Raw genomic sequence first — 13,498 nt, 5'->3', positions numbered from 1 at the left:
GCATCATGCTGGAACTGAGAAACGTGACGAAGATGGTCGGCGCGGTGGAGCATATCCGCGACGTGTCGCTGACGCTTCAGCACGGCTCGCTCAACGTTTTGCTCGGGCCGACACTGTCGGGCAAGACCAGCCTGATGCGGCTGATGGCCGGACTCGACGTGCCGACCACCGGTTCAGTCTGGTTCGACGGCCAGAATGTCACCGGCATGCCGGTGCAGCAGCGCAAGATCGCCATGGTCTATCAGCAGTTCATCAACTACCCCGCGATGACCGTCTACGAGAACATCGCCTCGCCGTTGCGCGTCGCCGGCACCGACCAGGCCAAGATCGACAAGGAAGTCCGCAACGCGGCAGGGCTTTTGAAGCTCACACCCTATCTCGACCGCACGCCGCTCAGCCTGTCCGGCGGCCAGCAGCAGCGTACGGCGCTGGCCCGCGCCATCGTCAAGAATGCCAGTCTGGTGCTGCTCGACGAGCCGCTCGCCAATCTGGATTACAAGCTGCGCGAGGAGTTGCGCGCCGAGCTGCCCAAGATATTTGCCGCCGCCGGCACCATTTTCGTCTACGCCACGACCGAGCCGCATGAAGCCTTGCTGCTCGGCGGCAATACGGCGACGCTGTCCGAGGGGCGGATCACCCAATTCGGGCCGACCATCGACGTCTTCCGCAAGCCGATCGACCTGGTGACGGCGAAAACCTTTGCCGATCCGCCGCTCAACACCATCGTGCTGGCCAAGAAAGGTCCGGATTTCCTTCTCGAGGGCGGCGTCAAGCTGCCGGTACCTGCCGAACTCGCCGGCATTGCCGACGCCAACTACACGATCGGCTTCCAGCCGCATCATCTGTCGCTCGAGCGGCCCAACGCCGCCGCGGTGCCGGTGCGCGCCAAGGTGACGATCACCGAGATCACCGGCTCGGAAAGCTTCATCCATCTCGATTTTGCCGATGCGCGCTGGGTCATGCTGACCCACGGCATCCGCGATTTCGAGCCCGACGCCGAGATCGAGGTGTTTATCGATCCGCGCCACATCATGGTCTTCGACAGCAACGGCAGCGCCGTCGCCGCGCCGAAGCTTGCGGCCTGAGGGGGAAGAGATGGCGCGCATCGACGTCAACCATGTCAGGCACTCCTACCTGCCCAACCCGCAGAAGGATGCCGATTTTGCGCTGCGGGAAGTGCACCACACTTTCGAGGATGGCGGCGCCTATGCGCTGCTTGGGCCCTCGGGTTGCGGCAAGACCACGCTGCTCAACATCATTTCGGGACTTCTGCAACCCTCGCACGGTGAGTTGCTGTTCAACGGCAAGGACGTCACCAATCTGTCGACGCAGGAGCGCAATATTGCGCAGGTGTTCCAATTCCCGGTCATCTACGACACCATGACGGTGTACGACAATCTGGCCTTCCCGCTGCGCAACCGCGGCGTGCCGGAGGCCGATGTCGACCGCAAGGTGCGCGAGACGTTGGAGATGATCGACCTGGCGTCGTGGGCGAAGAAGAAGGCGAGGGGCCTGACCGCCGACCAGAAGCAGAAGATCTCGCTCGGCCGCGGCCTGGTGCGCTCGGATGTCAATGCCATCCTGTTCGACGAACCGCTGACGGTCATCGATCCGCATATGAAGTGGGTGCTGCGCTCGCAATTGAAGCAACTTCACCGCCGCTTCGGCTACACCATGGTCTATGTCACCCATGACCAGACTGAAGCGCTGACCTTCGCCGACCAGGTCGTCGTCATGTATGATGGCGGTATCGTCCAGATCGGCACGCCGGCCGAATTGTTCGAGCGCCCGCGCCACACTTTCGTCGGTTATTTCATCGGCTCGCCCGGGATGAACGTCATGCCGGTGGCGATCGACGGCAAGACCGCGACCATCGGCAGCCAGCGGATCGAGCTGCCCGGCGCGCCAAAGACCGCCGCTGGGAGCTCCGGCGCCATCGAACTCGGCATCCGCCCCGAATATGTCAGGCTCGGCCGTGACGGCATGGCGGTTAAAATCAGCAAGGTCGAGGATCTCGGCCGCCACAAGGTGGTGCGCGCCAGCCTCGAAGGCCGCGAGATCGCTGCCGTCATCGGCGAGGACGAGAGCGTGCCGGCCGACCCAAAGGTTCGCTTCGATCCGGCCGGCATCAACATCTATGCCGATTCCTGGCTGGTTGAGATGGGGCGTGTCGAGATGGGGGCATAGATGGAAAAGACCTGGAACAACAAGGCCTGGTTCCTGGTGCTGCCGGTGCTGGTGCTGGTGGCGTTCTCGGCCGTCATTCCGCTGATGACGGTCGTCAACTATTCGGTGCAGGACACCTTCGGCAACAACGTCTTCTTCTGGGCAGGCACCCAGTGGTTCGAGGAACTGCTGTCGTCCAGCCGCTTCTGGGAAGCGATGGTGCGCAACCTGATCTTCTCCTTCATCATCCTGGCCATCGAAGTGCCGCTCGGCATATTCATCGCGCTCAACATGCCGAAGAAGGGGTGGGGCGTGCCGGTCTGCCTGGTGCTTATGTCGTTGCCGCTGCTCATTCCGTGGAACGTCGTCGGCACCATCTGGCAGGTCTTCGGCCGCAACGACATCGGCCTGCTCGGCTACTACGTCAACGCGCTCGGCATCGACTACAATTACGTGCAGGATTCGTTCGACGCCTGGGTCACCATCATCATCATGGACGTCTGGCACTGGACCAGCCTTGTCGTGCTGCTCTGCTATGCCGGCCTGGTTTCGATCCCGGATGCCTTCTACCAGGCGGCCAAGATCGACGGCGCCTCGCGCTGGGCGGTGTTCCGTTATATCCAGCTGCCGAAGATGCAGCGTGTGCTTTTGATCGCCGTGCTGTTGCGCTTCATGGATAGCTTCATGATCTACACCGAGCCCTTCGTCGTCACCGGCGGCGGCCCCGGCAACTCGACCACCTTCCTGTCGATCGACCTCGTCAAGACCGCGCTCGGCCAGTTCGACCTCGGTCCGGCGGCCGCCATGTCGCTGGTCTACTTCCTGATCATCCTGTTGTTGTCGTGGGTGTTCTACACCGTGATGACCAACTACGACGCGGAGCGCTGAGATGAGCGGCGCCAACGAAAGAGCCGACAGAGTGAGCGAAACCACCGCTTCGGGAAAATTGGCGAGCACGCTTTCGCAGGATCAGGTCGCCCGGCTGATGCGCAAGCGCGGCGAGGAATCGCGCTGGTGGTGGATCGTGCCGACGATCTACATCATCGTGCTTCTGCTGCCGATCTACTGGCTCATCAACATGAGCTTCAAGACCAATGCCGAGATCGTCTCCTCGCTGACGCTCTATCCGCATCAGCCTACGATCGCCAACTACGTCACTATCTTCACCGATGCGTCCTGGTATTCGGGCTACATCAACTCGATCACCTATGTTGTCATGAACATGGTGATTTCCGTGGCTGCGGCGCTGCCGGCGGCCTACGCCTTTTCGCGCTACCGCTTCCTCGGCGACAAGCATCTGTTCTTCTGGCTGCTGACCAACCGCATGGCGCCGCCGGCAGTGTTCGCGCTGCCGTTCTTCCAGCTCTATTCGGCTTTCGGCCTGATCGACACCCACATCGCTGTGGCGCTGGCGCACTGCCTGTTCAACGTGCCGCTGGCGGTGTGGATCCTCGAAGGCTTCATGTCGGGCGTGCCCAAAGAGATCGACGAAACAGCCTATATTGACGGCTACTCCTTCCCGCGCTTCTTCGTCAGGATATTCATGCCGCTGATCGCCAGTGGCATCGGTGTCGCCTGCTTCTTCTGCTTCATGTTCTCATGGGTCGAGCTTTTGATCGCTCGCACGCTGACGACCACCGATGCCAAGCCCATCGCCGCCACCATGACCCGCACCGTTTCGGCCGCCGGCATGGATTGGGGCCTGCTCGCTGCCGCCGGCGTGCTGACGCTGATCCCCGGCGCGCTCGTCATCTGGTTTGTCCGCAACTACATCGCCAAGGGCTTCGCCCTGGGGAGGGTGTGATGAAACAAAAGCACGGGTTCACCCTCACCACTACCGCCAAGGGCTTTGCCCTGGGGAGGGTGTCACCATGAATCTCGACCTCACCTGGATGGCGTGGACGTGGCCGACGGCGGCGTTCTTCGGCACCATTCTTCTGCTGCTGTGCGGCATGGCGTTTTGGGAATTTGCCTCGCCGGGCGGCAATCCGCGCGTCGGCATCCTGCGCTTCGAGACGACGCGCGGCGACCGTCTTTTTCTGTCGCTGCTTGGCAGCGCCTTTATCCATCTCGCTTGGCTGGGTCTTGTCGGATCCAACCTGTGGTGGGCTCTCGCTCTCTCCGTGGTCTACGCCGTCGGCGTGTTCCGCTACGTATAGAGGGGGAAACTGTTGGATCGACCGCGTGCCGGCGGCCGTTCCAGATCGCACTTGAAACCTAAATGTGGAGGAAACCTATGCGACGGCAATTTTTAACATCAACAACTGCCCTTGTCCTGTTGCTCGGGGTAGGCAACGCCTACGCCGGAATGGATGAGGCCAAGGCGTTTCTGGACAAGGAAATCGGCCCGCTGTCGACGCTCGACCGCGCCGGCCAGGAAGCAGAAATGCAGTGGTTCATCGATGCCGCGAAGCCTTTCGCCGGCATGGACATCAAGGTCGTGTCCGAAACCATCGCCACCCACCAGTATGAATCGCAGGTGCTGGCGCCGGCCTTTACCGCCATCACTGGCATCAAGATCACGCATGACGTCATCCAGGAAGGCGACGTCGTCGAGAAGATCCAGACCCAGATGCAGACCGGCCAGAACCTTTATGACGGCTGGGTCAACGATTCCGACCTGATCGGCACCCACTGGCGCTACCAGCAGGTCCGCAACCTGACCGACTGGATGGCGGGCGAGGGCAAGGACGTTACAAATCCGAACCTCGACCTGAAGGATTTTATCGGCACCTCCTTCACCACCGCGCCGGACAAGAAGCTCTATCAGCTGCCCGACCAGCAGTTCGCCAACCTCTACTGGTTCCGTTACGACTGGTTCAACGACGAGAAGAACAAGGCCGACTTCAAGGCGAAATACGGCTACGACCTCGGCGTTCCCGTCAACTGGTCGGCCTATGAGGACATCGCCGAGTTCTTCACCGGCCGCGAGATCGACGGCAAGAAGGTCTATGGCCACATGGACTACGGCAAGAAGGACCCGTCGCTCGGCTGGCGGTTCACGGATGCCTGGCTGTCGATGGCCGGCAACGGCGACAAGGGCCTGCCGAACGGCCTGCCGGTCGACGAATGGGGCATCAAGGTCAACGAGAAATCACAGCCGGTCGGCTCCTGCACGGCGCGCGGCGGCGACACCAACGGCCCGGCTGCCGTCTACTCGATCCAGAAATACCTCGACTGGCTGAAGGCCTACGCTCCGGCCGAAGCCCAAGGCATGACCTTCTCCGAATCCGGCCCGGTGCCGGCACAGGGTGCGGTCGCGCAGCAGATATTCTGGTACACCGCCTTCACCGCTTCGATGGTCGACGCCGGCGCCAAGGCGGTGCTGAACGACGACGGAACGCCGAAGTGGCGCATGGCCCCGTCGCCGCATGGCGTCTACTGGAAGGACGGCATGAAGCTCGGCTATCAGGACGTGGGTTCCTGGACGCTGATGAAGTCGACGCCGACCGACCGCGCCAAGGCCGCCTGGCTCTACGCGCAGTTCGTGACCTCGAAGACGGTCGACGTGAAGAAGAGCCATGTCGGCTTGACCTTCATCCGCGAAAGCACGATCCACGACAAGAGCTTCACCGAACGTGCGCCGAAGCTCGGTGGTCTGATCGAGTTCTACCGCTCGCCGGCCCGCGTTCAGTGGTCGCCGACCGGCACCAACGTGCCCGATTATCCGAAGCTGGCACAGCTCTGGTGGCAGGCGATCGGCGATGCCTCGTCCGGCGCCAAGACGGCGCAGGAAGCCATGGACTCGCTCTGCGCCGAGCAGGAAAAAGTCATGACCCGCATCGAGAAGTCGGGCGTCCAGGGCGATATCGGCCCGAAGATGGCCGAAGAGCATGACCTCGCCTACTGGAACGCCGACGCGGTCAAGAACGGCAATCTCGCGCCTCAGCTGAAGATCGAGAACGAGAAGGAAAAGCCGATCACCATCAACTACGACGAACTGGTGAAGAGCTGGCAGAAGTAATCTTGGCGTACGCGCCAGGATCATAGTGAACGGGGAGGCGGCATCTTGCCGTCTCCCCTGTTTGTATAGGCGAGCTACCGGGAGGACTAATGACCGGATACATCCTTGCAATCGACCAGGGTACGACATCGACCAGGGCGATCCTGTTCGACGGCGCGATGAAGGTCGCCGGCAGCAAGCAGCAGGAATTCACGCAGCATTATCCTGCCTCCGGCTGGGTGGAGCATGATCCGGAAGAGATCTGGGCAAGCGTCGTCGCGACGGTCAAAGGCGCGCTGAAGGCCGCCGGCCGCGAGGCCTCGGATGTGGCGGCGATCGGCATCACCAACCAGCGCGAAACCGTCGTCATCTGGGACAAGGCGACCGGCAAGCCGATCCACAATGCCATCGTCTGGCAGGACCGCCGCACCGCGCCGCTGTGCCAGAAGCTGAAAAAACACGGCCTGGAGAAAAAGTTCACCAAAAAGACCGGCCTGCTGCTCGATCCCTATTTCTCCGGCACCAAGATCGCCTGGATGCTGGACAAGGTAAACGGTGCGAGAAAGCGCGCCGAAAAGGGCGAACTGCTCGCCGGCACTATCGACAGTTTTTTGATCTGGCGGCTGACCGGCGGCAAGGTGCATGCGACGGATGCCACCAACGCCTCGCGCACGCTGGTCTATAACATCGAGAAAAATGTCTGGGACGACGAGCTGCTCTCCATCCTGCGCATCCCGGTGGCGATGCTGCCTGAGGTCAAGGATTGCGCCGACGACTACGGCGTGACGGAAAAAAGCCTGTTTGGCGCCGAAATCAAAATCCTTGGCGTGGCCGGCGATCAGCACGCAGCGACCATCGGCCAGGCCTGTTTCGAGCCAGGCATGATGAAATCGACCTATGGCACCGGCTGCTTTGCGCTGCTCAACACCGGCGCCGATCTGGTGCGCTCGAAGAACCGGCTGTTGACCACCATCGCCTATCGGCTGAACGGCAAGACTACCTATGCCTTGGAAGGCTCGATCTTCATCGCGGGTGCCGCCGTGCAATGGCTGCGCGACGGCATCAAGGTGATCGGCAAGGCCGAGCATAGCGGCGTTTTGGCGGCAACCGCCGACCCCACGCAGAACGTCTATCTGGTGCCGGCTTTCGTCGGTCTCGGCGCGCCGCATTGGGACGCCGAGGCGCGTGGCGCGATCTTCGGGCTGACCCGCAACTCTGGCCCGGCGGAGTTCGCCCGCGCGGCGCTGGAATCCGTCGCCTACCAGACGCGCGATCTCCTCGACGCCATGCGCAAGGACTGGAAGGGGGCGTCGGCCAAAACCGTGCTTCGCGTCGACGGCGGCATGGTGGCCTCCGACTGGACCATGCAGCGGCTGGCCGATATCCTCGATGCGCCGGTCGATCGCCCGACCATTCTGGAGACGACGGCGCTGGGTGCGGCGTGGCTTGCCGGCTCGAAAGCAGGCGTGTGGCCGAAGGCGAAGGATTTTGCCAAGAGCTGGGCGCTCGAGCGCCGCTTCAAGCCGGACATGGATGCCACGGTGCGTTCGGCAAAACTGGCCGGCTGGCGCGATGCGGTGCGCCGGACGCTGAGCGTACGGTAGTAAATCGTGGCGGGGGAAGGGGATGAATCCACACTGGTATGTCGCCTGGCGCGACGAGGCTGTCGAACAATTGGATGCAAAGAATGCACGCTTGCACCAGAAATTCCGACTCGGCAGTTGGCCTCGCTATGACTATGATCTGACAGAAGGAAAGCTTCTGTTCTCGGACAACGGCATCACCAAGGTCGTCGCCGAAATCCAAATCGCCGGATCGACGAGTGCCAAGGCCAGCAACTGGCTCTGGGCTTGGGCAAATTCAAACCTGCCTGGCGAACTGCTTGCCGACGCAAAGCTGGTTCGGTCATTCGGACAGGAGCATTCCATTGATGAGCTGGCTCAATCCTATGCGATAGATTTGAACAACGACCTGGAAGTGCTCGGCTGGAAGACGACCGCAGTTGCGGTTCGAATCTGCAACGGCCTCGGCGCATACCGTTCTCCGCGTGGTGAAGGCGGAGCCCTGTATCTGATCTTCAAGAGCGTCAATTGGGCCAGCTAATCCGCCGCGCTCGTACCCAAGCAACCTACGGAAAAGCCCGCGCCGTTGCCGGCGCGGGCTTTTCTACTCAGCACTTGGTACCAACTCAGCTCAATAGGGCGAATTGCACTGTTGACGCGGGCCGTAATTGGGCTGGAATGTGTTGTCCGAAGCGCGGTACGACCGATAGCGGTCGTAGCACCACTGCACATGGGCATCGCCGCGGTTGTTCTCGCTGTTGACGATCGCGCCGGTGATCAGGGCGCCGGTGGCGAAGGCAGCCAGCGGGAACCAGTAGTCGCCGTGACGGCGATAGCCGCGGTGATATTCGCGATAGCCGCGATGGCCATTCCAATAGCTGCCGCCATCATTGTTGCGCGAGAACTGGCGGCCCACGCGGAAATCGCGATTGCCGGAATTGCGGTTGCCATGGCGCATCCACCGCCAGTTGTCATGACGAGAATCGCCCACATTCACGATGTCGGACGAAGTTGCTGATGACTGGGGCACGAACATCTGGGCGGCATTGGCCGGCATAGCGGCGGCCGCGGCAAACGAAATAGACAGGGTGGTCGCCAGTAGACCCGTTGCGATCTTGTTCATGATCTTCTCCTTGAAGGGTGGTTGACGTCCCTTGTGAGACGAAAACGGCCCGCTCGTGCGATGGTTCCCACCAAAACAGTAAGTTGCTGATTTGTAATGTTTCTCGAATGTGGCGCGTGAGAAAAGGCGCGTCTCGCGCGCCAACAGATCGACGCGGCGACCACGTTGCGGGAGCGGCTCACCGGGCTGGTGACGACGCAATTTGCGGCGCGTCGGGCGATGGCCGAAACCCCGATGGAACGGCCATCTTTTTCCGGTTGACCGGTCGCGGCACTCTCCCTATGTTCCGCGCAATTTCGAGGGCGGCCTTTAGAGCCCGCGGGAGCGCGTAGCTCAGCCGGTAGAGCAACTGACTTTTAATCAGTAGGTCTCGGGTTCGAACCCCGACGCGCTCACCAGAAATATTTCGTGCGGAAGTTGCTCCCTGTCAGCAGCCCCCATCGCCGCCTACAATCGCCGCCCGGTCTTGACGTCGAACAGATGAGCGCAGGCGCGGTCGATCTCGATGCGCATCTGCTCGCCCTCTTTCAGTGCCAGCCGCTCGCGGAAAAGGCAGGAGATTTCTTCTCCGGCGCAGTCGACCCTGGCAAAGATTTCCGAACCCGTTGCTTCCAGAAGCACGATCGTGCCGGGGATTCCTTTGGCGGTCGTCGCTCGGATGTGTTCGGGGCGGATGCCGTAGATGAGGTCGCCGCCGGGTATGTTTGCCAGGTCGATGCCTTCCGGCAGCGGCAAGATCAGTCCACCGGCGCTGCGGAAAACACCTTCCTCGACATGGCCGCGAATGAAATTCATCGCCGGCGAGCCGATGAAGCCGGCAACGAAGAGGTTGGCCGGGCGATCGTAGAGATCGAGCGGCGCGCCGATCTGCTCGACAAGGCCGTCATGCAGCACGACGATCTTGTCGGCCATGGTCATGGCCTCGATCTGGTCGTGGGTGACGTAGATGGTGGTGGTTCCCAGCCGCTGGTGCAGCGCCTTGATCTCGCCGCGCATCTGCACGCGCAATTTGGCGTCGAGATTGGACAGCGGCTCGTCGAACAGGAACACCTGCGGGTCGCGCACGATGGCGCGGCCCATGGCGACGCGCTGGCGCTGGCCGCCGGAAAGCTGACGCGGATAGCGGTCGAGCAGCTTGTCCAGGCCGAGAATGCTGGCGGCCCTCCCGACGCGGCCGGCGGTGTCGGCCGGATCGGCTTTCTTGATCTTCAGGGCAAAGCCCATATTGTCGGCCACCGTCATATGCGGATAGAGCGCGTAGTTCTGGAACACCATGGCGATGTTTCGGTCACGCGCCCTGAGATTGTTGACGACGCGATCGCCAATGGCGATCCTGCCGCCCGAGATCGTTTCCAGTCCGGCAATCATGCGCAGCAGCGTCGACTTTCCGCAGCCCGACGGCCCGACCAGGATGACGAATTCGCCATCGGCGATGTCGACGCTGACATCGTGGATGATCTTGGCGGCTCCGAAAGCCTTCTGAACGTTGTTGATTGTTACCGATGCCATTGGATTTCTCCCGGAAATGAGTGATGTCGGGGCCGTGCCTCAGCCGCCCTTGACGGCGCCTGCGGTCAGCCCGGCGACGATCTGCCTTTGCGCGAACAGGGTCAGCACCAGCACCGGCAGCGTCACCACAAGTGCTGCGGCGGCGAGCGGACCCCAGCTCACCTGCTCGTAGGAAAGCATGTTGTAGACGGCGACCGGCAGCGTGCGAGTCTCGCGGCTGGCGAGCACAATGCCGAAGACGAAATTGTTCCATGAGAAGATGATCGACAGGATGAAGGCGACGACAATGCCCGGCTTGGCGATGGGCAAGGCGACCAGCCGGAACACCTGCCAGGAACTGGCGCCATCAATGTTGGCCGCTTCTTCCAGCTCCATCGGCGTGGTCTCGAAATAGCCGATCATCACCCAGACCACGATCGGCACCGTCACCACCAGATGGATGATGATCTGCGGCCACAGTGTGCCGAGAATGCCGCCCCACTGGAACAGCAGGAACAGCGGAATGAGATAGGAAAGCCCCGGCGTCATGCGGGCGATCATGATGACCACCGCCGAGCGTTCGGCCTTGAGCCGCGCGATGCCATAGCCGGCCGGCACGCCGATCAGCAGCGCCAGCAACGTTGCCGTGCCCGTCACCAGAACCGAATTCCAGAAATAGAGCAGGAAATTGTTCTCCTCGAATACCTTCACATAGTTCGACCAGGCGAGATGTTCCGGGATCAGGATCGGCGGGTATGCACCGTTGTCGATCTCGAACTTCAGCGACAGCGAGACCATCCAGAGGAAGAACAGGATCGCCGGCGAGACGAAGACCAGAGCCGCGAAAAACAGCCCGATCCGGTTGAGCAGCCGTGAACTCATCTATTTGCCCTCCACCCCGATCCATTGGGAGCGCTGGCGCAGCATCAGCAGGATGAAGGACAGCGCGACGATGACGATGAAGAACACCACGGCCATGGCCGAGCCATAGCCGATGTCGTAGTAGGAGAAGGCGGTGTTGTAGAGATAGATGTTGATGGTTTCCGAGGCCGTGCCCGGTCCGCCCTGGGTCATGGCATAGATGATGTCAAAACTTTTCAGCGCATCGATAGTGCGGATGATCATCGCGATCATCAGGAACGGCGCGATCATCGGCAAGGTGAGATAACGGAATTGCTGCCAGGCGTTGGCGCCATCGATCTCGGCGCTCTCGAAGGGCTCGCGCGGCACGGAGGCCAAGCCGCCCAGCACGATCAGCATCACCAGCGGCGTCCACTGCCAGGTCTCGACCGCAACCAGGGACGGGATGACCGTCCTGGCATTAAAGATCCATTCCTGCGCCGGGATGCCGACCAGCGACAACAGATAGTTGAGCACGCCAAGCTGGGGATGGAACATCATCGTCCAGACCAGCGCCACGGCGACTGGCGTTGCCATCATCGGCATGACGAAGACGCCGCGCAACAGGCCGCGCAGCGGAAATTTGGCGTCGAAGATCAGCGCCGCGACAGTGCCAAGGAACATCGGCGCCGCGACCGAAAGCGCCGTGTAGGTCAGCGTATGGAAAAGCGATTCCCAGAAGCGTTGGTCGGCTGCCAGCCGCAGATAGTTTTCCATCCCGGCAAAGCTTCGCGCCTGGCCGAGGGTCCAGCGGTTGACGCTCATCCACAGTGTGAAGGCCCAGGGAAAGACGATCACGGCGCCGACGACGACGAGCGCCGGGACGACGAAAGGCCAGTAGTTGGGAGCCAGACGGATGGTCTGGCCCCCTTCGATGGCTTGCGTCGTCACCCCGGTGCGTTCTGGGGTGATGGCGGACATCAGCCTTGCTCGCTCCGGTCGAGCACCGGCTGGAACTGCTCGGTGGCCTTCTTCAGCTCCTCTGCCGGATCGGCGCCGGCGATCAGATTGGTCAGCGCCACGCCATAGATATCGCGGAACTCGGTGACCGGAATGATGACCGGCAGCGACAGCCGGCTGACATTGCCCGAGCCGACCACGGCATCGAGCCAGCTCGCCGGCATGGTGACGCCTTCGCGCACCTTGGGATCTTCCAGCGCCGACTTGCGGAACGGCACGCCGGCACCCGCCTGCAGCAGGCGCGTGCCCATGGCGGGCGAAATCGCCCACTGGCAGAAGAGATAGGCGGCCTCCTTCTTCTCGCTGGCGGCCGTCACGCCGAGGCCGTCGCCAAAGGTGCCGGCGGCATGCGCCTTGGGCCCTTTGGGCATGACGCCGTAGCCAACCTTGCCGACCACACGCGACTTTTCCGGATTTTCCATCGGCGGGGCAAAGCCGACGCCATCGAACCACATGCCGATCTTGCCTTGCAGGAAGGCGGACTGGGCTTCGGCCCAGTTGAATCCGGTGACGCCTGGAGGCGCCGACTTGGTCATCAGCCGCTGGTAGAGGCTGGCGGCCTCGATCGCCTCGGGCGAGGTCGTGCGCAGCTTGCCCTTGTCATCGAGCGGCGTCATGTCGTAGCCGAGCATCAGCGACGTCCATACCGGCGTGTTGGCGTTTTTCAGGCCGCGGGCGACAAAGCCGTAGGTGTTGGTCGACGGGTCGGTCAGCGCTTCGGCGGCCGCCACCAGTTGCTCGAAGGTTTCAGGGTATTTGAGGCCCTTGGCCTCGAACAATTCCTTGTTCCAGTAGACGATCCAGTAATCCACCGAGAACGGCAGCGAGCGCAGCACGCCCTGGCCGTCCTTGGCAAACAGCATGCCGGCATCGGCGAAATCGGTTTCCACCAGCGCAGGATCGGTCAGGGTCGGGTCAGCGAGATAGCCTGATATGTCGGCCAGCCAGTCGCCCTTTTCGAACTGGCGCTTCTGCACGTGGTAGCTCAGATGCACGACGTCGAAGCTCGGTTTGCCGGAGCTCAGTTCGATCACCGTCTTCTGGCGCTGCTGCTGTTCCGGCGTCGCTTCGGCATTGACCTTGATCCCGGTCAGTTCCTCGAACTCGGCGATGTATTTTATCAGCGTGTCGCTGCGCGGGCTTTTCACCAGATTGACGTCAAGCGTCGTTCCCGCAAAGCGCTTCCAGTCGACGCCGGCGGCAAAGCTTGGGCGAACGCCCGCAAAGCTGGCGGCGGCAAGCGCCGCGGTTCCCTGGAGGAGTTGCCTCCTGGTTGGGTTGAACAGATTGGACGACATTTTCTTCCTCCCGGTGTTGTCGTTGTTGATTGCGCCACAGCGACCGCGGCGCGGCTCA

General features: G+C 61.9%; 13 protein-coding genes and 1 tRNA gene. 9 read left to right on the top strand and 5 right to left on the bottom strand.

Annotated elements, in window-relative coordinates:
• The first annotated feature begins 5 nt into the window (after positions 1-5).
• From ACYG9R_RS26710 to ACYG9R_RS26675, 8 genes are all read left to right on the top strand, one after another.
• Positions 6-1,085 carry an ABC transporter ATP-binding protein gene (locus ACYG9R_RS26710; RefSeq protein ID WP_023684650.1) on the top strand — a complete coding sequence of 360 codons (1,080 nt, stop codon included), beginning with the start codon at positions 6-8 and terminating at the stop codon, positions 1,083-1,085.
• A 10-nt stretch (positions 1,086-1,095) separates the two neighbouring features.
• Positions 1,096-2,187 carry an ABC transporter ATP-binding protein gene (locus ACYG9R_RS26705; protein ID WP_023696519.1) on the top strand — a complete coding sequence of 364 codons (1,092 nt, stop codon included), beginning with the start codon at positions 1,096-1,098 and terminating at the stop codon, positions 2,185-2,187.
• Positions 2,188-3,054, top strand: coding sequence for a carbohydrate ABC transporter permease (locus ACYG9R_RS26700; RefSeq protein ID WP_023712374.1), 867 nt, complete (start codon positions 2,188-2,190; stop codon positions 3,052-3,054). It abuts the gene before it with no gap.
• A gap of 1 nt (position 3,055) precedes the next feature.
• Entirely contained in the window at positions 3,056-3,970 is a 915-nt protein-coding gene (locus ACYG9R_RS26695; RefSeq protein WP_023670976.1) for a carbohydrate ABC transporter permease, read from the top strand.
• A 67-nt stretch (positions 3,971-4,037) separates the two neighbouring features.
• On the top strand, positions 4,038-4,325 hold the full coding sequence (locus tag ACYG9R_RS26690) for a DUF2160 domain-containing protein (RefSeq protein ID WP_023670977.1): 288 nt from the start codon (positions 4,038-4,040) through the stop codon (positions 4,323-4,325).
• 77 nt (positions 4,326-4,402) lie between these two features.
• A complete protein-coding gene (locus tag ACYG9R_RS26685; protein ID WP_023670978.1) occupies positions 4,403-6,130 on the top strand; it encodes an ABC transporter substrate-binding protein in 1,728 nt (575 codons plus the stop codon).
• An 89-nt stretch (positions 6,131-6,219) separates the two neighbouring features.
• Positions 6,220-7,713 (top strand): glycerol kinase GlpK, encoded by a 1,494-nt coding sequence (gene glpK, locus ACYG9R_RS26680; protein WP_023746167.1) that lies wholly within the window; start codon positions 6,220-6,222, stop codon positions 7,711-7,713.
• A 22-nt stretch (positions 7,714-7,735) separates the two neighbouring features.
• Positions 7,736-8,212: a DUF6882 domain-containing protein gene (locus ACYG9R_RS26675; RefSeq protein ID WP_023739973.1), complete on the top strand. Its 477-nt coding sequence runs from the start codon at positions 7,736-7,738 to the stop codon at positions 8,210-8,212.
• A gap of 90 nt (positions 8,213-8,302) precedes the next feature.
• On the opposite strand, the gene ACYG9R_RS26670 is transcribed toward ACYG9R_RS26675, so the two are convergent.
• The gene (locus ACYG9R_RS26670; RefSeq protein WP_023684657.1) at positions 8,303-8,794 is read right to left on the bottom strand and encodes a BA14K family protein; all 492 of its coding nucleotides are present in this window, start codon (positions 8,792-8,794) and stop codon (positions 8,303-8,305) included.
• A 322-nt stretch (positions 8,795-9,116) separates the two neighbouring features.
• Between ACYG9R_RS26670 and ACYG9R_RS26665 the strand changes: the two genes are divergently transcribed.
• Positions 9,117-9,192, top strand: a tRNA-Lys gene (locus ACYG9R_RS26665).
• 49 nt (positions 9,193-9,241) lie between these two features.
• Here ACYG9R_RS26665 and ACYG9R_RS26660 read toward each other — a convergent pair.
• The 4 genes from ACYG9R_RS26660 to ACYG9R_RS26645 are packed head-to-tail and all read right to left on the bottom strand — an operon-like array spanning position 9,242 to position 13,440.
• Positions 9,242-10,303, bottom strand: a complete 1,062-nt coding sequence (locus tag ACYG9R_RS26660) for an ABC transporter ATP-binding protein (RefSeq protein WP_023824854.1) — start codon at positions 10,301-10,303, stop codon at positions 9,242-9,244.
• A 39-nt stretch (positions 10,304-10,342) separates the two neighbouring features.
• Positions 10,343-11,164, bottom strand: a complete 822-nt coding sequence (locus tag ACYG9R_RS26655) for a carbohydrate ABC transporter permease (protein ID WP_023824855.1) — start codon at positions 11,162-11,164, stop codon at positions 10,343-10,345.
• A complete protein-coding gene (locus ACYG9R_RS26650; RefSeq protein ID WP_023824856.1) occupies positions 11,165-12,103 on the bottom strand; it encodes a carbohydrate ABC transporter permease in 939 nt (312 codons plus the stop codon). It abuts the gene before it with no gap.
• On the bottom strand, positions 12,103-13,440 hold the full coding sequence (locus ACYG9R_RS26645; RefSeq protein ID WP_023688611.1) for an ABC transporter substrate-binding protein: 1,338 nt from the start codon (positions 13,438-13,440) through the stop codon (positions 12,103-12,105). The genes ACYG9R_RS26650 and ACYG9R_RS26645 overlap by 1 nt, the downstream gene beginning before the upstream one ends.
• Positions 13,441-13,498: the final 58 nt, after the last annotated feature.

This window comes from Mesorhizobium sp. RSR565B, from assembly GCF_054719465.1.
The sequence above is the reverse complement of the archived record's forward strand: the minus strand, read 5'-3'. Positions and strand labels throughout refer to the sequence as shown.

What these genes read in the sequence shown, in the direction of transcription:
- ACYG9R_RS26670 (WP_023684657.1), bottom strand. Translation starts at nt 8,794, where the DNA reads ATGAACAAGATCGCAACGGGTCTACTGGCGACCACCCTGTCTATTTCG.
- ACYG9R_RS26660 (WP_023824854.1), bottom strand. Translation starts at nt 10,303, where the DNA reads ATGGCATCGGTAACAATCAACAACGTTCAGAAGGCTTTCGGAGCCGCC.
- ACYG9R_RS26675 (WP_023739973.1), top strand. Translation starts at nt 7,736, where the DNA reads ATGAATCCACACTGGTATGTCGCCTGGCGCGACGAGGCTGTCGAACAA.
- ACYG9R_RS26700 (WP_023712374.1), top strand. Translation starts at nt 2,188, where the DNA reads ATGGAAAAGACCTGGAACAACAAGGCCTGGTTCCTGGTGCTGCCGGTG.
- ACYG9R_RS26695 (WP_023670976.1), top strand. Translation starts at nt 3,056, where the DNA reads ATGAGCGGCGCCAACGAAAGAGCCGACAGAGTGAGCGAAACCACCGCT.
- ACYG9R_RS26710 (WP_023684650.1), top strand. Translation starts at nt 6, where the DNA reads ATGCTGGAACTGAGAAACGTGACGAAGATGGTCGGCGCGGTGGAGCAT.
- ACYG9R_RS26705 (WP_023696519.1), top strand. Translation starts at nt 1,096, where the DNA reads ATGGCGCGCATCGACGTCAACCATGTCAGGCACTCCTACCTGCCCAAC.
- glpK (WP_023746167.1), top strand. Translation starts at nt 6,220, where the DNA reads ATGACCGGATACATCCTTGCAATCGACCAGGGTACGACATCGACCAGG.
- ACYG9R_RS26690 (WP_023670977.1), top strand. Translation starts at nt 4,038, where the DNA reads ATGAATCTCGACCTCACCTGGATGGCGTGGACGTGGCCGACGGCGGCG.
- ACYG9R_RS26685 (WP_023670978.1), top strand. Translation starts at nt 4,403, where the DNA reads ATGCGACGGCAATTTTTAACATCAACAACTGCCCTTGTCCTGTTGCTC.
- ACYG9R_RS26655 (WP_023824855.1), bottom strand. Translation starts at nt 11,164, where the DNA reads ATGAGTTCACGGCTGCTCAACCGGATCGGGCTGTTTTTCGCGGCTCTG.
- ACYG9R_RS26645 (WP_023688611.1), bottom strand. Translation starts at nt 13,440, where the DNA reads ATGTCGTCCAATCTGTTCAACCCAACCAGGAGGCAACTCCTCCAGGGA.
- ACYG9R_RS26650 (WP_023824856.1), bottom strand. Translation starts at nt 12,103, where the DNA reads ATGTCCGCCATCACCCCAGAACGCACCGGGGTGACGACGCAAGCCATC.